This is a genomic window from Kitasatospora sp. NPDC086791 (genome assembly GCF_040685975.1).
Classification (GTDB): domain Bacteria; phylum Actinomycetota; class Actinomycetes; order Streptomycetales; family Streptomycetaceae; genus Kitasatospora.
Genome location: NZ_JBFBOC010000002.1, coordinates 503,009 through 522,646, shown reverse-complemented (window position 1 = coordinate 522,646; position 19,638 = coordinate 503,009). Strand labels below are relative to the sequence as shown.

Annotated in this window: 17 protein-coding genes and 3 pseudogenes; 8 read left to right on the top strand and 12 right to left on the bottom strand. The window is 73.6% G+C overall.

Features of this window, described 5'->3' with window-relative positions; genetic code table 11:
* The first annotated feature begins 72 nt into the window (after positions 1 to 72).
* Together AB0Q99_RS06250 and AB0Q99_RS06245 are read left to right on the top strand one after the other, a co-directional pair.
* The gene (locus AB0Q99_RS06250; protein ID WP_363568970.1) at positions 73 to 1,314 is read left to right on the top strand and encodes an XdhC/CoxI family protein; all 1,242 of its coding nucleotides are present in this window, start codon (positions 73 to 75) and stop codon (positions 1,312 to 1,314) included.
* Positions 1,315 to 1,423: 109 nt separating this feature from the next.
* Positions 1,424 to 1,726, top strand: coding sequence for a hypothetical protein (locus AB0Q99_RS06245; protein ID WP_363568968.1), 303 nt, complete (start codon positions 1,424 to 1,426; stop codon positions 1,724 to 1,726).
* Positions 1,727 to 1,739: 13 nt separating this feature from the next.
* Here the strand turns inward: AB0Q99_RS06245 and AB0Q99_RS06240 are convergent, their stop codons facing one another.
* The 11 genes and pseudogenes from AB0Q99_RS06240 to AB0Q99_RS06190 all read right to left on the bottom strand — a co-directional run bounded on the left by AB0Q99_RS06240 (position 1,740) and on the right by AB0Q99_RS06190 (position 13,048).
* Complete coding sequence (locus AB0Q99_RS06240; protein ID WP_363568966.1) at positions 1,740 to 2,354, bottom strand: LysE family translocator; 615 nt, start codon at positions 2,352 to 2,354, stop codon at positions 1,740 to 1,742.
* Positions 2,355 to 2,405: 51 nt separating this feature from the next.
* A pseudogene (locus AB0Q99_RS06235) lies at positions 2,406 to 2,492 on the bottom strand (VapC toxin family PIN domain ribonuclease); the annotation flags it as partial.
* A 35-nt stretch (positions 2,493 to 2,527) separates the two neighbouring features.
* Positions 2,528 to 2,724, bottom strand: a pseudogene (locus AB0Q99_RS06230) (type II toxin-antitoxin system VapB family antitoxin).
* A 91-nt stretch (positions 2,725 to 2,815) separates the two neighbouring features.
* A complete protein-coding gene (locus AB0Q99_RS06225; protein ID WP_363568965.1) occupies positions 2,816 to 4,570 on the bottom strand; it encodes an SDR family oxidoreductase in 1,755 nt (584 codons plus the stop codon).
* The gene (locus AB0Q99_RS06220; protein ID WP_363568963.1) at positions 4,567 to 5,481 is read right to left on the bottom strand and encodes a M24 family metallopeptidase; all 915 of its coding nucleotides are present in this window, start codon (positions 5,479 to 5,481) and stop codon (positions 4,567 to 4,569) included. The genes AB0Q99_RS06225 and AB0Q99_RS06220 overlap by 4 nt, the downstream gene beginning before the upstream one ends.
* 13 nt (positions 5,482 to 5,494) lie before the next feature.
* The gene (locus AB0Q99_RS06215) at positions 5,495 to 6,601 is read right to left on the bottom strand and encodes a PDR/VanB family oxidoreductase (RefSeq protein ID WP_363568962.1); all 1,107 of its coding nucleotides are present in this window, start codon (positions 6,599 to 6,601) and stop codon (positions 5,495 to 5,497) included.
* 118 nt (positions 6,602 to 6,719) lie between these two features.
* On the bottom strand, positions 6,720 to 7,637 hold the full coding sequence (locus tag AB0Q99_RS06210; protein ID WP_363568960.1) for a metal-dependent hydrolase: 918 nt from the start codon (positions 7,635 to 7,637) through the stop codon (positions 6,720 to 6,722).
* A 198-nt stretch (positions 7,638 to 7,835) separates the two neighbouring features.
* Positions 7,836 to 8,615 carry an IclR family transcriptional regulator C-terminal domain-containing protein gene (locus AB0Q99_RS06205; protein ID WP_363568958.1) on the bottom strand — a complete coding sequence of 260 codons (780 nt, stop codon included), beginning with the start codon at positions 8,613 to 8,615 and terminating at the stop codon, positions 7,836 to 7,838.
* Positions 8,616 to 9,124: 509 nt separating this feature from the next.
* Positions 9,125 to 10,171, bottom strand: a pseudogene (gene alc, locus AB0Q99_RS06200) (allantoicase); the annotation flags it as partial.
* A 103-nt stretch (positions 10,172 to 10,274) separates the two neighbouring features.
* Positions 10,275 to 11,666: an allantoinase AllB gene (gene allB / locus AB0Q99_RS06195; protein ID WP_363568956.1), complete on the bottom strand. Its 1,392-nt coding sequence runs from the start codon at positions 11,664 to 11,666 to the stop codon at positions 10,275 to 10,277.
* Positions 11,667 to 11,905: 239 nt separating this feature from the next.
* Positions 11,906 to 13,048 (bottom strand): glycerate kinase, encoded by a 1,143-nt coding sequence (locus AB0Q99_RS06190; RefSeq protein ID WP_363568954.1) that lies wholly within the window; start codon positions 13,046 to 13,048, stop codon positions 11,906 to 11,908.
* 412 nt (positions 13,049 to 13,460) lie between these two features.
* On the opposite strand from AB0Q99_RS06190, the gene AB0Q99_RS06185 reads away from it, so the two are divergent.
* From AB0Q99_RS06185 to AB0Q99_RS06160, 6 genes are all read left to right on the top strand, one after another.
* Complete coding sequence (locus AB0Q99_RS06185; protein WP_363568952.1) at positions 13,461 to 13,715, top strand: thiamine-binding protein; 255 nt, start codon at positions 13,461 to 13,463, stop codon at positions 13,713 to 13,715.
* Positions 13,712 to 14,092: a helix-turn-helix domain-containing protein gene (locus tag AB0Q99_RS06180; protein WP_363568950.1), complete on the top strand. Its 381-nt coding sequence runs from the start codon at positions 13,712 to 13,714 to the stop codon at positions 14,090 to 14,092. Before AB0Q99_RS06185 ends, AB0Q99_RS06180 begins: the two co-directional genes overlap by 4 nt.
* A 269-nt stretch (positions 14,093 to 14,361) precedes the next feature.
* Complete coding sequence (gene uraD / locus AB0Q99_RS06175; protein ID WP_363568948.1) at positions 14,362 to 14,874, top strand: 2-oxo-4-hydroxy-4-carboxy-5-ureidoimidazoline decarboxylase; 513 nt, start codon at positions 14,362 to 14,364, stop codon at positions 14,872 to 14,874.
* A gap of 112 nt (positions 14,875 to 14,986) precedes the next feature.
* Positions 14,987 to 15,325 carry a hydroxyisourate hydrolase gene (uraH, locus tag AB0Q99_RS06170; protein WP_363568947.1) on the top strand — a complete coding sequence of 113 codons (339 nt, stop codon included), beginning with the start codon at positions 14,987 to 14,989 and terminating at the stop codon, positions 15,323 to 15,325.
* A 29-nt stretch (positions 15,326 to 15,354) separates the two neighbouring features.
* Positions 15,355 to 16,275 carry a factor-independent urate hydroxylase gene (gene pucL, locus AB0Q99_RS06165; RefSeq protein ID WP_363568945.1) on the top strand — a complete coding sequence of 307 codons (921 nt, stop codon included), beginning with the start codon at positions 15,355 to 15,357 and terminating at the stop codon, positions 16,273 to 16,275.
* A 96-nt stretch (positions 16,276 to 16,371) separates the two neighbouring features.
* Positions 16,372 to 17,757, top strand: a complete 1,386-nt coding sequence (locus tag AB0Q99_RS06160) for an 8-oxoguanine deaminase (RefSeq protein WP_363568943.1) — start codon at positions 16,372 to 16,374, stop codon at positions 17,755 to 17,757.
* A 102-nt stretch (positions 17,758 to 17,859) separates the two neighbouring features.
* Here the strand turns inward: AB0Q99_RS06160 and aceB are convergent, their stop codons facing one another.
* The gene (gene aceB / locus AB0Q99_RS06155) at positions 17,860 to 19,539 is read right to left on the bottom strand and encodes a malate synthase A (RefSeq protein WP_363568941.1); all 1,680 of its coding nucleotides are present in this window, start codon (positions 19,537 to 19,539) and stop codon (positions 17,860 to 17,862) included.
* Positions 19,540 to 19,638 lie beyond the last annotated feature (99 nt).

The following is a 19,638-nucleotide window of genomic DNA, read 5'->3' as shown; positions in this document are numbered from 1 at the left end:
GCCGCCGTACCGGATCGTTTCCCGTACGGCGGCGTCCCCGCTACTGTCGGAACCGTGTAAGGAGCCACCGCCATGCAGGACATCGCCGAGCAGCTGCAGGCCTGGCACGCGGCCGGGCGCGCCTTCGCCGTGGCCACCGTGGTCGGGGTGTCCGGCAGCGCTCCGCGCGACCCGGGTGCGGCCCTGGCCGTGGACGCGGCCGGGGAGGCGGTCGGCAGCGTCTCCGGCGGCTGCGTCGAGGGCGCGGTGTACGAGCTGTGCCGGGCCGCGATGGAGAGCGGCGAACCGGTGCTGGAGCGGTTCGGGTACAGCGACGAGGACGCCTTCGCCGTCGGGCTGACCTGCGGCGGGGCCCTGGACGTCTTCGTCCACCCGGTCGTGCCGGGGGCCGACGCCGGGCTGGACGCCGGGATCGCGCACCTCGCCGCCGGCACGCCGGTGGCCCTGGTCCGGGTGATCGCCGGTCCGGGCGCACTGGTCGGCGCCACGGTGGCCGTGACCGCGGACGGACACAGCGGGGCGCTCTCCCCGGCGCCGTCGGTGGTCGGCGGGCTGGAGCGGGCAATCGTCGCGGAGGCCCGGGCGATGCTGGAGGCCGGTCGCACCGGCCGGCTCGTGCTCGGCCTGGACGGGCGGCCCTGCGACGAACACGAGCGGGGCACCGTCAGCTGCTTCGTCGAGTCCTACGTGCCCGCGCCGCGGATGCTGGTGTTCGGGGCGATCGACTTCGCCGCCGCCGTGGTGCGGATCGGCAGGTTCCTCGGCTACCGCGTCACCGTCTGCGACGCCCGGCCCGTCTTCGCCACCGCCCGCCGCTTCCCGGAGGCCGACGAGGTCGTGGTCGACTGGCCGCACCGCTACCTGGACTCCCAGCTCGGCCGGATCGACGGGCGCACCGTGCTCTGCGTGCTCACCCACGACGCCAAGTTCGACATCCCGCTGCTGGAGCGCGCCCTGCGACTGCCGGTCGTCTACGTCGGCGCGATGGGCTCGCGCCGCACCCACCGGGACCGGCTGGCGAAGCTGCGCGAGGCGGGCCTCACCGGGGCCGAACTCGCCCGGCTGCGCTCCCCCATCGGCCTCGACCTCGGTTCGCGCACCCCGGAGGAGACGGCGGTCTCGGTCGCCGCCGAGATCATCGCCCACCGGCGCGGCGGCGGCTGCCTGCCACTGAGCGCCGGCGACGGGCCGATCCACCACGATCACCACGACCGCACCGAGCGCCACGACGGGTCACCGGTGGCGGCGGAGGGGACGGACGGTCCGGAGGTCGCCGCGGCACGGTCGCGGCCGCCGCGTCCCCACGCCGCCTGACGTCGCGCGGCGTGAACCGGCGTGGCTCGACGCCGCATTGCGTGGCCACCGGGGCGGCGGGACGCTGGAGTTGCGGACTCACCCCGAGCCCGGGGAAGGAGCGGGGACGATGCGCGCCCTGCTGGAAGTCACCCTCGACACCGGAACCTCCAACAAGCTCATCGCCGACGGCTCGGTCGGCCCGGTCCTGGAAGGGATCATCAGCAAGCTCAAGCCGGAGGCGGCGTACTTCTTCGCCCGCCACGGCCGCCGGGCCATGCTCTTCGCCGTGGACGTCCAGGACGAGGCCTCGGTGGTCACCGCCTGCGAGCCGTTCTGGCTACAGCTCGACGCCGACGTCCAGATGTTCATCTGCATGAACGCCGAGGAGCTGCAGGAAGGGCTGTCCCGGCTCGGCCGGCAAACCGCCTGATCAGGCCACCTGATCAGTCGCCGATCGCCAGCTTCACGCCGAAGCCCACCACGACCGCGCCGGTCACCCGGTCCATCAGCCTGCGCGCGGCCGGTCGGCGCAGCCAGCCGCGCACCACCCGGGCGAAGCCCACCAGGACCGTCGACCAGAGCAGGCCCTCCACGACGTGGACGCAGGTCAGCGCCACGCCGGCGGCGAAGTGCGGCACACCGGCCGGGATGAACTGCGGCAGCACGGCCACGTAGAAGACCCCGACCTTGGGGTTCAGCAGGTTGGTCAGCGTGCCCCGCCGCCAGCCGTGCCGGAACCCGCCCTCCGCCGGCTCGTCCTCGGCCTCCGCCTGGGCACCCCGGTTGCGCAGCATCCCGATGCCCATCCACACCAGGTAGGCGGCGCCCGCCCAGCGCAGGACCTCGTACGCCACCTGCGAGGCGGTCAGCAGCGCCGTCACCCCCGCGGAGGTCAGCGTCCCCCAGATCAGCGTGCCGGTCTGGATCCCGAGCACGACCCCCCAGGCCTGACGCCGCCGTCCGAGGGCGGACGTCCGCAGGATCAGTGCGGTGTCGAGCCCGGGCGTCAGGGTGAGCAGCCCCACGACGAGGGCGAAGGACGACAGAGCGGTTGTCATCTCCATGGACCTCGATGCTCTCACAGCACCCGGACCGCGCCTCGGGCGGTGTCAGTCCGCGGCACCGGGCGGCACGACCCACTCCGTCGGCTGACCGGTGACGGCGGCGATCATGTCGTAGTCGCCGTCGTAGTGGATACCGGGCAGAGGCCGACTCATCGATCAGGTAGCGCTCACTCACCCCTTTCCACCGGCCCGGTGAGGTCGGGCAGACCGCCCTCGGCGAGCCAAGCCATGAAGGCCTCGCGCTTGCGGCGCTTCACGAGCTCTTCCAGAGCCCCGTTCACGGTCGCGACCTTCGTCGTCGTACCGAGGATCTCGGCAGCCTCGGCCAGCAGTCGTCGTTGACGTTTATCACGGTACGGGCCATGGACGACCTCCCGGAGCGGGCCTGCGGTATCACATTCAACCCTGCTTGATAACGAAGGCCTCGCTGGTCCGTTCCGGTGACATCCACCCGATCAAGTGACGTTGAGGCGGGCGGCGAGGCGGAGCAGGCCGGGGCTGAGGCGGGAGAGGAAGCGGGCGGCCTTGGCCTCGGGGGTGACCGGGACGACGGGCTTGCCGGTGCGGACGGCGCCGAGGATCGCGGCAGCGACCTTCTCCGGGGGGAAGCCGCGGCGGGCGTAGAGCTTGGCGGCGCGGGCCCGCTTGGCGGCCTGTTCGTCGGCGGTGGTGGCGGAGAAGGTGGAGGTGCGGGTGATGTTGGTGTTGACGATGCCCGGGCAGATGGTGGAGACGCCGATGCCGTGGCCGACGAACTCGGCGCGCAGGCAGTCGGAGAGCATGAACACCGCGGCCTTGCTCGTGGCGTAGGCGGTGAGCGCCTTGGAGGGCAGGTAGGCGGCGGCCGAGGAGACGTTGACGATGTGGCCGCCCTGGCCGCGGTCGGCCATCAGGGTGCCGAAGGCGCGGCAGCCGTGGATCACGCCCCAGAGGTTGACGTCCAGGACGCGCTGCCACTCCTTCTCGGTGGTCTGCAGGAAGGTCCCGGAGTGGCCGATGCCCGCGTTGTTGACCACCACGTCGGGCACCCCGTGCTCGGCGGCGACGGTCTGCGCGAAGGCGTCCACCGCGGCGCCGTCCGAGACGTCCACCCGGTAGGCGTGCGCCGACGGGCCGATCAGCGAGGCGAGTTCGGCCGTCCGCTCGGCGGCCGCGAGGTCCAGGTCGCAGACCACGACCCGGGCGCCCTCCTCGGCGAAGGCGAGCACGGTGGCCCGTCCGATGCCGCTGCCGCCGCCGGTGACCACCACCAGCCGGCCGTCGTCCAGGGCGGGCCGGTCCTGCGCCGCCCCGGCGGCGCGCCCGGGCTCGTTGCGGGCGGTGAACTCGCGGACCAGGCCGGCCACGGTGGCTCCCCTCTCCAGCAGCGCCGACCAGTGGCCGGCGTGCAGCGTCCTGCGGGTCAGATCCGGCACCCAGCGCTCCAGGCCGTCGGAGAGGTAGGTGCCGACGTAGCGGTCCCGGGTGAGGGTGATCAGCTGGACCGGCACCTCGGTCCGCCGCTCGCGCGGACTGCCCATGGTGGGGCGGAAGTTGGCCCGGTACAGCTCGATGCCGCGGACGGCGTCGCGGCGCAGGCTGGGCTGCGGGTGGTCGGCGCGCGGGGAGACGTGCTCCAGGTCGCGCAGCACCCGCGGCCAGGCCCGGGCGAGGCCGAGGCGCCAGACGCCGGGGGCGAGGTAGGGCAGGTGGAAGGCGGTGATGTACCAGGAGTGCAGGCCCTGGTGGAGCAGCTGCTTCAGGTGGCGCGGGGTGGGGCGGCGCAGCCGGTGGCGCAGCCAGTACCCCAGGTGGTCGAGGCTGGGACCGGACATCGTGGTGTACGAGGCGATCCGGCGCTCGGCGCCGGGCGCGGTGACGGCCTCCCAGGACTGGATCGAGCCCCAGTCGTGGGCGACCAGGTGGACCGGGCGGTCCGGGCTGACCGCGTCGGCGACGGCGAACAGGTCCTCGGCCAGCCGCTCCAGGCGGTAGCCGTCGCGGTCCCCGGGAGCGCCGGACTCGCCGGCGCCGCGCACGTCGTAGCGGACCACGTGGTGGTCGCGGGCGAGGTCGGCGGCGATGTCGTCCCAGACGGCGTGGGTGTCGGGGTAGCCGTGGACCAGGAGGACGGTGGGGGCGGCCGGGTCGCCCTGCTCGAAGACGGCGAGCGGCAGGCCGCCGGAGTGGACGGTCCGGCGGCGGGTCGGGGTCGTCATCGGGGTCGTCATCGGGTGGCCTCCAGGGTGGTCGGCTCGGCGGTCGGCTCGGTCGCGGTGGCTGCGGTCCCGGCGGTCTCGGCGGTCTCGGCGGTCTCGGTCCAGCGGCGGACGTGGGGCAGGTCGTCGTCGAGCCAGTAGGCGTCGTCCTCGGTGACCACCAGCAGTTCCTCGAATTTGATGCCCACACCGCGGAAGCCGATGTGCGGCTCGACCGCCCACAGCCCCGGGGTCGGCGCGTGCCGGGACGACCGGCCGTCCGCCCAGAGCGGCGAACGGCCGTGCAGACGCTCGGAGATGAGCTCGCGGCCGAGGGTCTGCAGGGTGCGCACGCCGAAGCCGAGGACGTTCACCCCGGCCGGACCGCGGGTCACGGTGCGGGTGACCTGGTGGCCGATCACCCGGCCCGGGTAGACCTGGTGGCGGTTGTCGTAGCCGTGCGCGGCGAGCTGCGCGTCCACCGCCGCGTACACCTGGTCGAGCGGCTTGCGAGCCCGCACCTCGGCGAGGATCAGCTCGCGGTAGACCCGCAGGTCGGCGGCGAGCCGGTCCCAGACCCGGTTCTCGCCCACCTTGCCGCCGTAGCCGATGTCGGCGGTGTAGCCGTCCACGACGGGCGCGCAGTCCAGGACGTACGGCATGCCCTCCTCCAGGCGGCGGTTGCCGGCGAAGAACTGCAGCGGGGTGTGGAAGTGCCGGAAGGCCGTACGGTCGCCGAACCAGGCGAAGGGGACGTGGAAGAAGTCCTGCACCCCGGCGGCGACCAGGCGGCGGCGCAGCTCGGCGGTGGCCTGCCGCTCGGTGACGCCCGGTTCGATCCAGCCGGCGACCTGCTCGGCGCAGTCGTAGGCGAGTTGCTGGGTCTCGCGGAAGCGGGCGAGGTCGCGCTCGGTGTAGCGGAAGGCGGGGGTCGCTTTCGCCATGGCGGGGCTCCTTCTAGAGGTCGAGCACGAGGGTCTCACCCTCGGCGGCCCGGGAGACGCAGGGCAGCAGGGCACCGGCGGCACGCTGCTCGGGGGTGAGGCGGCGGTCGCGGTGGTCGGGCGAGCCGGCCAGCAGGCGGACCTCGCAGGTGCCGCAGAAGCCCTGGTGGCAGGAGTACGGGAGGTCCGGGCGGGCTTCGCGGAGCACGTCCAGGGCGGACCGGTCGGCGGGGACGTCGAGGGCCGGGCCGTCGGTGCCGAGGCGGACGGCGAAGGGGGCGCCGTCGGTGACCGGGGCGGCGCCGAAGCGCTCGAAGTGCAGGCCCGCGGCCGGCCCGCCGGACCCGACCGGGCCGCCGTCCAGCGCCCGCTGCACGGCGGCGAGCATCGGGGCCGGGCCGCAGCAGTAGACCGCCGCACCGCGCGGGGCGTGGGCGAGCAGTTCGGCGCCGGTGGGGACGCCGCCGTGCTCGTCGTCGGTGCGCAGCACCACCCGGTGCGGGTCGAGGGCGCGCAGCTCCTGCGCGTACGGGAGGGTGTCGGCGCTGCGGCCGACGTGCACCAGGCGCCAGTCCAGGCCTTGCCGCTGCGCCTCGCGGGCCATCGGGAGCAGCGGGGTGATGCCGATGCCGCCGGCCAGCAGGAGGACGGCGGGCTCGGCGCAGAAGGCGAAGCCGTTGCGCGGGTGGCGGGCGGTGAGGCGGGTGCCCGGGTGCAGGGTGTCGTGGATCTCGACGGACCCGCCGCCGCCCGCGGGCAGCCGCCGGACGGCGATGCGGTAGGCGGCGCGGTCGGCCGGGTCGCCGCTGAGGGAGTAGTGGCGCTCGCGGCCGGAGGGCAGGACGAGGCGCAGGTGGGCACCGGGCTGCCAGGCCGGGAGCGGGCCGCCGGAGGGGTCGGCGAGCTGCAACTCGACGACGTCGGCGGCCAGTCGGCGGCGGGCGGTGACGACCAGTTGCAGCGGCGGGGTGGGCCGGCTGGACGGACGGCGGGGGTTGCGGCGCAGCAGGGGGCCGCCGAGGGCCTGCACGTAACGGTCCTGGAAGGCGGTGAGGCGGCGCAGGAAGCGGTCCGCGCGGGGGCGTCCGTAGAGGTCGGGGGGCGGGGTGAGCAGGTCCATCCACGGTCCTTGGCGTCGGGGGTGGCGAGTGGCGGATGACGGGTGACGGGTTTCAGGTTTCAGACTTCAGCTGACAGATAACAGATGACGTCTTCTGTCAGCTGAAACCCGTCGGCGGTCAGCCGCTCGCGGCGGCGGCGCGGGCGGCCGGGGAGGTGGCGAGGTAGCCGAGGGCCTGGCTGGAGGACCCCTCCAAGGTGGGGTGGTAGCCGGGCTTGAGGTACCGCAGGCCGGAGCGGATCGACTTGACCGGGTCGGGCAGCAGGCCGCGCCTGGTGATCCGGTAGGCCTCGCGCCAGCTCGGGCGCAGCCGCCCGTCCAGCGTCGGGTCCGCGGCCAGCAGGAACCGCACCCCGCGCACCCAGAGGTGGACCAGCAGCGGGCCGGCGACCGCCATGGTGCGGACCCGGCGCACGTACCCCGGGTCCAGGTGGACCAGCAGGTCGAAGGCCACGCTGCGGTGCTCGACCTCCTCGGCGCCGTGCCAGCGCAGCAGGTCGAGCATCGTCGGGTCGGCCTCGGCGCGGTCCAGCCCCGGGGAGTTGAGGATCCAGTTGCCGAGGAAGGCGGTGTAGTGCTCGATCGCCGCGATGGCGGCGACCCGCTCGATGAGCCCCTCGCGCTGCCTGGCCGGGGACAGCCCGGGCCGCTCCCCGAGCACCCGTTGGAAGACCCAGGCGACCTGCCGGACGTACGGCCGCGGGTCGAGCCCCTGGCCGAGCAGGTGGTCGAGGACCTCCTGGTGGGCCTCGGCGTGGATGGCCTCCTGCCCGATGAAGCCGAGCACCTCCTCGCGCAGCCGCTCGTCCCGGATGAGCGGCAGCGCTTCCTTGAACACCTTGACGAACCAGCGCTCGCCTTCGGGCAGCAGCAGGTGCAGCACGTTGAGGATGTGGGTGGCCATCGGCTCGTCCGGGACCCAGTGCAGCGGCAGCTCGGCCCAGTCGAAGCGGACGTCCCGGGGTGCCAGGACGAGGCTGTCGTGCACGCGCGCGGCGGGGACGGCGAGGGCGGGGACGGGGGTGGAACGGGGCATGGCAGGCGCTCCTGACCTGGGGGCGGCGGCTCGGCTCAGGGGAAACGTACTCGCGGGTAGCGACGGGGACAAGGGGTTCGGCGGCCCTTATCGACATCGAGTCTAATAAGTGATGTGCGCCGCGGAACGTCCCGGGAAACACGCGAGCCCCGTCGGATCCCGACGGGGCTCGTACGTGGCGGACGGACTGCCGTACGGTCAGACCGCCATCGCCAGCATCAGCGGCGCGGCCCGGGCCGCCAGCAGCTCGGCGGCGGCCTTCAGCTTGTGGATGTTGTCCACCGGCATCGAGGTGGCCAGGCAGCCGACCGTGCTGCCCGCCGTGATCGGCACCGCCGCGCAGACCGTGCCCAGCGCGTACTCCTGGATGTCCAGCACCGGCACGGTGGCCGGCTGCCGCTCCAGCCGGTGCATCAACTGGTCGGCGTCGATGACCGTGCGGGAGGTGAGCCGGGCGACCGGGTGCCGGGAGAGGTGGTCGAGCCGGGCGTCCGCGTCCAGCTGGCCGAGCAGGCACTTGCCGATCGCACTGGCGTGCGCGGTGGCCCGGAAGTCCACCCACTCCTGCACCGCCGGCGCGTAGTCGGCCGCCGAGACCGCCTCCACCGACAACTCGCCCTCGTGGTAGCGGGTGAAGTACACCGCAGCGCCCAACTCGTCCCGGAGTTCAGCGAGTTTGCGGTTGAGACGGGCCTTGACCAGCTGCTCGCGGTTGTGCTGACCGAGCAGGGCGAAGGTGCCGCCGAGCACCCAACCGCCGTCCTGGCACTGGAGGTAGCCCTCGATCTCCAGGATCTCCGCGAGCCGCCGCACGGTGGGCAGCCCGAGCGAGGTCTCCCGCGCGAGGGTCACCAGGGTGGCGCCGTCGGGGTGGCGGTCGACCGCCTCCAGCAGTCTGAGGGCGTGCTGCAGGGAGGTGAACGGGCCCGTGGGGCCCTGGTCCAGCGCGGCGTGACGACCCGGGGCTGGTGTCGACATGTCGTCCCCTTCCGATGTCCCCCCACGGAGCGACCGCGGGCACGCACCAGCCTATCGACCCGGCGGCTCCGGCGACTGCCGTCCGTGAATATCCGTGAACATTCCGTGGAGCAACCTCCGGTCGCCCTGGGCGAACGCGGCCCGGCCGGTACGGTCGGCGACCGCGGCGCCGGGCTCCGCGGTCGGCATCTCGGGCCTGGCGGGTCCTTCCGCGGTCGATGAGAGCGGTGCGCGGAAACCGGATTGACGGTCCGTCACGTCAGAGGCGTGCGGCCTCAGATGCCGAGCAGGCGCCAGACGGCCGAGCGGCGGCGGGAGGAGTGCTCGCCGTCGGGGCCGTCGACCGGCCGGAGTGCCGCGACGGCGGCGCCGGCCGCGGCCGGGTTCGCCAGCGGGCGGGCGGCGGTCAGCGCGGCGGCCTCGTCCGCGGTCAGCCCGGCCTCGGTGAGGGCCGCGGCGGCCTCGGCGGCCGGGACGGCGTCGAACCAGCGCAGCGCGAGGGCCGCGCGGCCGGCCCCGGTCAGGCGGCCGGTGAGCCGGAGCCGGGCGAGCCCGCCGTCCGGGTAGACGTTGATCCGCACGTGGGTCACCGGGCGGCCCGGGGGGAGCCGGAAGCGGTGCCGGGTGTCGGGCTGCAACCGGGTGCGCGGCAGCAGTTCGAACCACTCGTCGACGGCCGGGTCGGCCCCGGTCGAGGCGTCGAAGCCGACCAGGTCGGCCCAGCCGGGGGCGTTGGCGACGAAGTGGGTGGTGTCCACCTCGGCGGCCAGCACCTCGCCGCCCCCGGCCAGGGCGATCCGCACCCAGTCGTTGGCCTTGTCGCGCCGACGCCGGGTTTCCCAGCCCTCGCCCATGACGGAGGCGCGGCCGGGCGCGTTCAGGTTGTGCGGGGAGGAGAAGTAGCGGTCGGACGCCGCCTCGGCCACCCCGCCGTACTCCTGGGCGGCCAGGTCGAAGGTGAGGCCGTCCAGCTCGCGCGGGTCGGGCAGCACCTCGCCGTGCACGCGCAGCCGGGCGACGCCGCCGTCCGGGAAGATGTTCAGCCGCACGTGGGTGTAGCGGGTGCCGTCCTCGACGGGGAACTCGTGCGCGGTGTTCCCGCGCAGCGGGGTGCGCGGCACGAGCGTGGTCCACGCAGCGTCCCGCAGTTCCTCGGGCGAGGGGTGGCCGGGCACGGACGCGGCCTCGACGGAACCGGACTCCGGGTAGTTGCCGGTGAAGTGGGCGGTGTCCACGATCACGCCGCGGATCACGCCCCCGGCGCCGAGCCGGACGATCACCCAGTCGTGGTCCCGGTCGGTGGGGTGCGGCTGCTCGGCCGAGACGCCGCGGCGGCGCTTGGACTCCCAGCCGTCCATGATCTGGCCCTTGTGGCCGAAGGTGTGCGGGCGGAACTCGGCCGGCTTGGCGACCAGCAGGTTCTCGGCGTCCGCGAAGGTGTCCTCGTTGGTGGCGACGACGCCCGCACCGAGGAGCCGGGAGGCCAGGTCGACCAGCTCGGTGAAGGGAGCACTCGGGGTGTCGGCAGTGGTCACTGACTCTCCATCAGGCGCGATCGGACGGGGTGGCGGTGCGGGTGGTGGCAGCGGTACGGGTCGCAGCGGCGGTGCCGGTGGTGGTGGCAGTGCTGGTGGTGGCGCTGGTGGCGGCAGTGCTGGTTCAGGCGGCGGTGGCGGGCCGGGCGAGCTGCCGGCCGAAGGGCCGGGCCGCGGTGTCCACCGCGCGGCCGCGCAGCCAGGTGCCGCGCACCGCGCCGGTGAGGGCCCGGCCCGCGTACGGTGTCACCGGGTTGCGGTGGTGCAGCTCGCTCGCCCGGACGGTGAACTCGCCCTCCGGGTCGAAGGCGACCAGGTCCGCGTCGTGGCCGGGGGCGATCGCGCCTTTGATGCCGGTGAGGCCGACCAGTTCGGCCGGTCCGGCGGACATCCAGCGCACGAGGTCGGACAGGGTGTGGCCGCGGCGGCGGGCCTCGGTCCAGACGGCCGGCAGGCCGAGCTGCAGCGAGGCGATGCCGCCCCAGGCGGCCGCGAAGTCCCCGCTGCCGCCGTACTCGGGCAGCAGCTTGAGGTCGGGGGTGGACGGCGAGTGGTCGGAGACGACGGCGATGAACTCGCCGTCCGCCAGGGCCTGCCAGAGCGCGTCGCGGTTGGCCTCGTCGCGGATCGGCGGGCAGCACTTGAAGGCGGTGTCGCCGTCGGGCACCTGCTCGGCCGCGAGGGTCAGGTAGTGCGGACAGGTCTCGGCGGTCACCCGGACGCCGTCCTGGCGGGCCCGACGCAGCAGCGGCAGGACGGCGGCGGAGGAGACGTGCAGGATGTGGACCCGGGCGCCGGTGCGCCGGGCGGTGTCGAGCAGCCGGGCGACGGCCGCGGTCTCCGCGTCGGCGGGGCGGGAGGCCAGGAAGTCCCGGTAGTGGACGCCGGGTTGCCGGGGGGCGGCGTCCAGGACGGCCGGGTCCTCGGCGTGGATGACGGCCGGGGCCCCGATCCGGGCCTGCTCGGCCAGGGCGGCCTCCAGGTCGGCGGCCTCGACGTGCGGGAACTCGTCCACCCCGGAGGGGGCGAGGAAGCTCTTGAAGCCGAACACGCCTTCCCGGTACAGGGGTTCGAGCTCGGCGACGTTGCCGGGGACGGCACCGCCCCAGAAACCGAGGTCGACCCAGGCCTGCCCCTCGGCGGTCTTCCGCTTGGCCAGCAGTGCCTCCACCGTGGTGGTGGGCGGGATCGAGTTGAGCGGCATGTCGATGATCGTGGTGACGCCGCCGGCCGCGGCGGCCCGGGTGGCGGTGGCGAAGCCCTCCCACTCGGTGCGGCCGGGCTCGTTGACGTGCACGTGGGTGTCGACGAGGCCGGGCAGCAGGGCGGTGTCACCGAGGTCGGCGAGTGCGGCGGGTCCGGCGGCTGCGGCGAGTTCGCGGTCGCCGACCGTGAGCGAGCCGTGCGCGACGACCCGCTCGATCTTCCCGTCCCGGATCAGCACGTCCGCGGGGCGCTCGCCGTCGGGCAGGACCACCCGTCGGGACCGGATCACCGTCGGCTGGCTGAAAGGCATGGGAGACCTCCGGAACCTGGGAGTCGGGGGGCGTGGCTTGGCGGCGGGGTCGAAAGGGGTTCACGGGTGGATCGCGGGCGGTTCGAGGGCGGTTCGGGGGCGGTTCGGGGGTCGTTCGCAGGTGGTCCACGGGCGGCCCGGAGACGGCCCGGGGACGGTCGAAGGCGGGACGGGGCGAGGGATTGCCGGGAGCCTAGGCCCGCCTTCAACAAAACGTCAATGGACGAACGCACGAGGGTTCAGCGCGACAGCAGCTCGTCGGCCAGTTTCCACCCGGCGGCCTCGGCCAGCTCGCCGGCCTTGGTCAAGCTGTCCCCCGGCTGCTCGGCCAGGTCGGTCAGCGCGATCGCGGCGGTGAAGCCGGCCGCCCGCCACTGCGGCTCGGCGAGCTCCAGTCGGCCCGCCACGGCCGCCACCGGGACGCCGGCCCGGGCGGCAGCCGCGGCGACCCCGGCGGGGGCCTTGCCGTGCAGCGTCTGCGCGTCCAGGCAGCCCTCACCGGTCACGACGAGGCGTGCCCCGCGCACGGCCTCCTCGAAGCCCAGTAGGTCGAGCAGCAGCTCGATGCCCGGTCGCACGGTGGCGCCGAGCACAGCGAGGGCGGCGAAGCCCACCCCGCCCGCGGCCCCGGCGCCGGGCGCCTCCCGGACGTCCCGCCCGGTGGCCTCGGCGACCAGGTCGGCGAACCGGGTCAGCCCTTCCTCCAGAACCAGCAGGTCGTCGCCGTCCGCGCCCTTCTGCGGGCCGTAGACGGCGGCGGCGCCGCGCGGCCCGAGCAGCGGGTTGTCCACGTCGCAGGCGACCACGACCTCGATGCCGGCCAGCGCGTCGGCCGGCGGCCCGAGCTCGATCGCCGCGAGCCGGCGCAGGGCGGCCCCGCCGGGCGGGAGTTCGGCGCCGGCGGCGTCGCGCAGGTGCGCCCCGAGCGCCTGCACCATGCCCGCGCCGCCGTCCGTGCAGGCGCTGCCACCGAGGCCCAGCACGATCCGTTCGGCCCCGAGCGAGACGGCCCGGGCGATCAGCTGGCCGACCCCGTAGGACCCGGCCGTGAGCGGGGCGGTCCGGCCGCCGGGCAGCCGGGCGAGCCCGGAGGCCTGCGCCAGCTCGACCACGGCGGTGTCCCCCCGGACGGCGAGCGCGGCGTCCACCAGCAGGCCGGTCGGACCGGCCACCTTGGCCGGAACCCGGTCGAAGCCGGCCGCGAGCGCGGCGGCCAGGGTGCCCTCGCCGCCGTCGGCGACGGGCAGCTCGCGCACCTCGGTGCCGGGCACGGCGCGCCGGATGCCGGCGGCGATCCGGGCCGCCGCCTCGGCGCCGTCCAGGCTGCCCTTGAACTTGTCGGGCGCGACGACCACATGGCCCTGACGGGGGGTGGGGGGCATGGTGCGGTCCTCGCTTCCGGACGGGCGTGGCGGTGGCACGCTACGGCGTGCGTCAAGCATGTGCCCGGCGCTCCGGGGGTGCGACCCCCTCCCCGCCGTATCCCCCTCGTCCCGCTCCCGGGGCACGAGGGGCTCCCTCGGCGGGGAGGGGCCGGGCGACGCGCGGGCACGACCGACGTGCCCCCGGGAGGGGGTACGCGTCACCGGCTGGAGCGACCGGCAGGCGGGCGGATGAGCCCCGGCCCGCCCGCCGGTCGGGTCGGACCTCCTGACAGCGCGGGCACGACCGGATGGGTGCACGCCGCCAGGACACGGCCGCTGCCCCTCGCCCGGGGGCCTCCACCACCGGGATCCCGACTGTTCGATCACCCGACCCCTGCCCGCCCGGACCCCCGCTCGATACAGTGATCCCGTGCGATTGATGGTGGAGTTCACGACAGAACCGTTCGAATTGGACACGTTCCCGGAGCACGCCGCGGCAGCTCGCAAGGTCGTCGACGAGGCCGGCCTGGCCGTGTCGGTCGGCCCGTTCGGGACCGGCGCCGAGGGTGAGGCCCAGCAGGTCCTCGCCGCGGTGACCACGCTGCTCCGGGAGACCCTGGACGCCGGGGCGACCCGCATCTCGGTCCAGATCAGCGTCCTGGAGGAGGAGGGCAGCGCACCGTGACCGAGCACGTGGAACACCCGCTCGCCGCGGCGGTGAAGCCGCTGCTGGACGCGGTCGGCGCGACGCCCGTCCCACTGGGCGAGGCGAGGGCCGAGGACATCGTTCTGGAGTGGGAGGGCGCGCCGGCCCTGGCCGTCCGGCTGCCGCACCTGGGCAGCGCGCTGGACCGGCTGCTGGCCGAGATGGCCCGCCAGTTCGACGGCCGCCCGCTGGCCGAGCTGGACCGGGTGGAGAAGCAGCGGGTCGTCGCCCTGCTGGAGGAGCGCGGCGCCTTCACCGTCCGCCACGGCGTCGAGACGGTCGCCTCGGCCCTGGGCGTCAGCCGCTTCACGGTGTACAACTACCTGAACCGCCAGGACAGCTCGAAGCCCTCCTGAGGAGGCGGCCCCCAGAAGCCCGCCCCCCGGAGCCCGACGGTGTCAACACCGCCGAGGAGCCCCCTCGGGGGCTTCCGAACGGGCGACCCCGCCCGTGCGGCCGGTCCGGACCGGCCCGCGGCGGGGCGCACTTGGCGAATCACACACGAAAGGGCCCGGCAGCGCCGGCCGGTTCAAAACGTAACCACCAACCGTTCAACAAAGTGTTGACGATCGAGTGGGGTCGATCTAGCTTTTCCGGGTGGCACCACTCTTCAGGAGGTCCACCCGTGACCAACCACCCCCACGCCCTCGACGCCCTTGACACCCTGGCCGCGGCCGACACCGCGAAGCTGGAGGCGATCCTGCTGGAGGTGTGCTCCAGCCCCCGGTGGGCCGCCGCGGTCGCGGAGGCCCGCCCCTGGTCCGACCGCGAAGCCCTGCTCGCCGCCAACGCGGCGGCCATGACGTCGCTCGCGGTCGAGGACCTGCACGACGCGATGGCCGGCCACGCCCGGATCGGCACACCCAGGACGGGCGACGCCGCCTCCGGGCGCGAGCAGGCCGGGATCCAGGGCGTGGACCGGGCCGTCCTCGACGAACTCCGCGAGGCCAACGCCGCCTACGAGGCGAAGTTCGGCCACGTGTTCCTGATCTGCGCGACCGGCCGCACCGCGGTCGACATGCTCGCCGCACTGCGGGAGCGCCACCCCCATGACGCCGCCACCGAGGCGGAGATCGTCCGCGAGGAACTGCGCAAGATCAACGACATCCGCCTCAACCGCCTGCTCGACGGCTCCTGACCCAGCCATCCTGACGTATCGTCAGATCCCGCCGGGCAACGAGCGCATGCCCTTCCCGTCGCTCGCGAACCGACGCATCATCACCTCTGCCATCAGTAAGGTCACTTCACCCATGACTGGCATCTCAACCCACGTGCTCGACACCAGTCTCGGCCGCCCGGCCGAGGGTGTCCCGGTCGAGCTCGCGCTGCACACCGAGGGTGGCTGGCAGGTGCTCGGCGCCTGCGCCACGGACTCCGACGGCCGGGCCAAGGACCTGCCGGCCGTGGAGGCGGGCTCGGTCGTCCGGCTGCTCTTCGACACCGGCGCCTACTACGCGCCCACGTCGCCGGAGCCGCCGTTCTTCCCGGAGGTCTCGATCGTCTTCACGGTCGCACCCGAACAGCACCACTACCACGTTCCGCTGCTGCTCAACCCGTTCGGATACTCGGTCTACCGCGGAAGCCAGTAGACCGACCTGGAAGCTCTAGGAGCCTCGCCATGGTCCACGTGCTCGGTCAGAACCAGTACGGCAAGGCGGAGAACCGGATCGTCCGGATCTCCCGCGACTCCACCCGGCACGAGATCAAGGACCTCAACGTCTCGGTCTCCCTCCGGGGTGAGTTCGAGGACGTCCACCGCACCGGCTCCAACGCCAACTGCCTCCCCACCGACACCACCAAGAACACCGTCTACGCCTTCGCCAAGAAGTACGGCATCGAGTCGGCCGAGGCCTTCGGGATCATCCTGGCACGCCACTTCGTCGACGACACCGAGCGCGGTGTCGTGCACGGCGCCCGGATCCGGATCGAGGAGTACGCCTGGGAGCGGATCAAGACGCCGGACAGCCCGGCCCGCGTCATCGGCTCGGAGGAGGTCGGCCACTCCTTCGTCCGCAACGGCCAGGAGGTCCGCACCACCGAGATCTGCTACGACGGCGAGACCGTCCGGGTCATCTCCGGCCTGAAGGACCTCGTGGTGATGAACTCCACCGACTCGGAGTTCTGGGGCTACATCAAGGACAAGTACACCACCCTGCAGGAGGCGTACGACCGCATCCTCGCCACCGAGGTCACCGCCCGCTGGACGTACGGCTACCGCGGCGCGGACGGCGAGGCCCAGCCCGACTGGAACCGCTCCTACACCCAGGTGAAGCGCCACCTGCTGGAGGCGTTCGCCGAGACCTACTCCTACTCGCTGCAGCAGACCCTGCACGCGATGGGCACCCGGGTCCTCGACACCCGCGCCGAGGTGGACGAGGTGCGCCTCGAACTGCCCAACAAGCACCACTTCCTGGTCGACCTGGAGCCCTTCGGCCTCGAGAACGAGAACGAGGTCTACTACGCCGCGGACCGCATGTACGGCCTGATAGAGGGCACCGTGCACCGCGAGGGCGTCGTCCCCGTCATCCCGGTCGCCTGACCTCCCCCAGCGCCGTGGACTCCGCCCGGAACCGCCGCCGCCCCACACACCGCCCGACGCGCGCCCCTCCCGCCTCTCCCCCACAGGAGTGACACCATGGCAGTCCAGCCCCCGCCCGCCGACCAGCGGATCGTGATCGAGAACGTCGCGATCGCCACCGTTGACGCGAACGACACCGAGTACGCCCGCGGCCACGTCGTCATCCTCGGCAACACGATCGAGGCGGTCGGCGACGGCCCGGCCCCGGCGTGGCTGGACAACGTGGTGCGCCGGATCAACGGCGAGGGCCACCTGGTCACCCCCGGCCTGGTCAACACCCACCACCACTTCTACCAGTGGATCACCCGCGGCCTCGCCCAGGACCACATCCTGTTCGACTGGCTGGTCGCCCTCTACCCGACCTGGGCCCGGATCGACGCGAAGCTCGTCCACGCCGCCAGCCAGGGCTCCGCCGCCGCGCTGCTCAAGTCCGGCTGCACCACCGCCTCCGACCACCACTACGTGTTCCCCGAGGGCGGTGGCGACGTGCTCGGCGCCTCGATCGAGGCCGTCCAGGAGCTCGGCCTGCGGTTCACCGCGCTGCGCGGCTCGATGGACCGCGGCCGGAAGGACGGCGGCCTCCCGCCGGACCACGCCGTCGAGGAGCCGGACGACATCCTCGCCGCCTCCGAGGCCGCCGTCGACCGGTACCACGACTCCTCGTTCGGCTCGATGCTGCACATCGCGCTCGCGCCCTGCTCGCCCTTCTCGGTCTCCACCGACCTGCTCCGCCAGTCCGCCGAACTCGCCCGCCGCAAGGGCGTCCGGCTGCACACCCACGGCTCGGAGACCGCCGAGGAGGAACAGTTCTGCAAGGAGCTGTTCGGCATGGGCCCGACCGACTACTTCGAGTCGGTCGGCTGGCTCGGCGAGGACGTCTGGATGGCGCACTGCGTCCACATGAGCGACTCCGACATCGCCAAGTTCGCCGAGACCGGCACCGGCGTCGCCCACTGCCCGTCCTCCAACGCCCGCCTCGCCGCCGGCATCGCCCGGGTGCCCGACATGCTCCGGGCCGGCGTCCCGGTCGGCCTCGGCGTGGACGGCACCGCCTCCAACGAGTCCGGCCAGCTCGGCACCGAGCTGCGCAACGCCCTGCTGATCAACCGGCTGCACGGCTCCCCCACCGCCCTCACCGGCCGGCAGGCGCTGCGCCTCGGCACGATGGGCGGCGCCCGGGTGCTCGGCCGGCAGGACGAGATCGGCTCGATCGAGGCCGGCAAACTCGCCGACCTGGCGCTGTGGAAGATCGACGGGGTCATGCACTCCTCCATCGCCGACCCGGTCGCCGCGCTCACCTTCGGCGCGCTGCCGCCGCTGGCGGTGCTGTTCGTCAACGGCAACGCGGTCGTCGAGCAGGGGCAGCTGACCACCGTCAACGAGGACCGGATCGCGCGCGACTGCGCCCGCGCCGCCAGGGAGCTGGCGTCCCGACCGGTCTGACCGCACCCGCTGGGGCGGGTCTTCGGACTCCCGGGGGCGCCCGGGGACGGTGCGCCCCCGGGTTCCGCGCACCCCGCGGCGGGTGCGCGGACCGGATCGGGATCAGCCCAGCAGGGGAAGCGCCGGGAGGGTCAGGAAGTCCTCGAACTCCTCGGCCAGGGAGACCTGTTCGAAGAGCCGGGCGGCCTCGCTCCAGCGCCCGGCACCGTAGGCCTCCTCGCCCAATTCGGCGCGCAGTTCGGCCAGTTCGGCGGCAAGCAGGGTGCGGACCAGCTCGGCGGTGGCCTTCTCCCCGGTGTCGGCGAGCACGACCCCGTTGTGGATCCACTGCCAGATCTGCGAGCGGGAGATCTCGGCGGTGGCGGCGTCCTCCATCATGTGGAAGATGCCGACCGCGCCCAGTCCGCGCAGCCACGCCTCGATGTAGCGGATGCCGACCTGGACGGCGTTGCGCAGCCCGGCACGGGTGCAGGTGCCGCCGGCGCCGGCGATGTCGAGCAACTGGGCGGCGGTGACCGGTTCGGACGGACCGGGGTCGTCCTTCTGGTTGGGCCGCTCGCCGAGCACCGCGTCGAAGGAGGCCCGGGCGACCGGCACCAGGTCCGGGTGGGCGACCCAGGAGCCGTCGAAGCCGTTGCCGGCCTCACGGTCCTTGTCGGCCTTGACCTTCTCCAGCGCGGCCGCGTTGACCTCGGGGTCCTTGCGGCTGGGGATGAACGCGGCCATGCCGCCGATCGCGTGGGCGCCGCGCTTGTGGCAGGTCTGCACGAGCAGGCGGGTGTAGGCGGCCATGAACGGCGAGGCCATGGTCACGCTGTTGCGGTCCGGCAGGATGTAGTGCGCGCCGGCGTCGCGGAAGTTCTTGACGATCGAGAACAGGTAGTCCCAGCGCCCGGCGTTGAGACCGGCCGCGTGGTCGCGCAGCTCGTACAGGATCTCGTCCATCTCGAAGGCGGCGGTGATGGTCTCGATGAGGACGGTGGCGCGGATGGTGCCGTACGGGATGCCGAGTTCGGCCTGGGCGTGGGTGAACACGTCGTTCCAGAGCCGGGCTTCGAGGTGGCTCTCGGTCTTCGGCAGGTAGAAGTAGGGCCCGGAGTTGGGGTCCTCGGCGCCCCTGGCGAGCAGCCGGGCGGCGTTGTGGAAGAAGTACAGGCCGAAGTCGAGGAAGGCGCCGGCGACCGGGACGCCGTCGACCAGCAGGTGGTTCTCGTCCAGGTGCCAGCCACGCGGGCGGACCACGACGGTGGCGAGCTCGGCGGCGGGCTTGAGGGCGTAGGCCTTGCCGGCCGCCGTGGTGAAGTCGATCCGGCCCTCGTAGGCGTCGATCAGGTTGACCTGACCGCTGATCACGTTCTCCCAGGTCGGGGAGGTGGCGTCCTCGAAGTCGGCGAGCCAGATCCTCGCCCCGGAGTTGAGGGCGTTGACGACCATCTTGCGGTCGGTCGGGCCGGTGATCTCGACCCGGCGGTCCTGGAGGGCGCGGGGCGCCTCGGCGACCTTCCAGTCACCGGCCCGGATGTCGGCGGTCCCGGGGAGGAAGTCCAGCGTGCCGGCCGCCGCGATCTCGGCGCGGCGGGTCTTCCGCCTGGCCAGCAGCTCCTGCCGACGGTCCTCGAAGGCGCGGTGGAGGCCCGCGACGAAGGCGACCGCCTCCGGAGTGAGCACCTCCTCCGCCCGGTCGACGTGCGGACCGGCGACGGTGACGACCGGAACGGCGGGGGAGGCACTTGCGGGCGCCCCCAGCCGGAGGCTGGGGGAGGTCCCCTGATCTGCAGCCATGAGCAGGACACTCCTAAGACGGTCGATTCTGTACAGTGGAGACTAGTTTCCGCGATACAGAATTTCAACGACTTGTTGACGAGGTCGCCGGATTCCGCT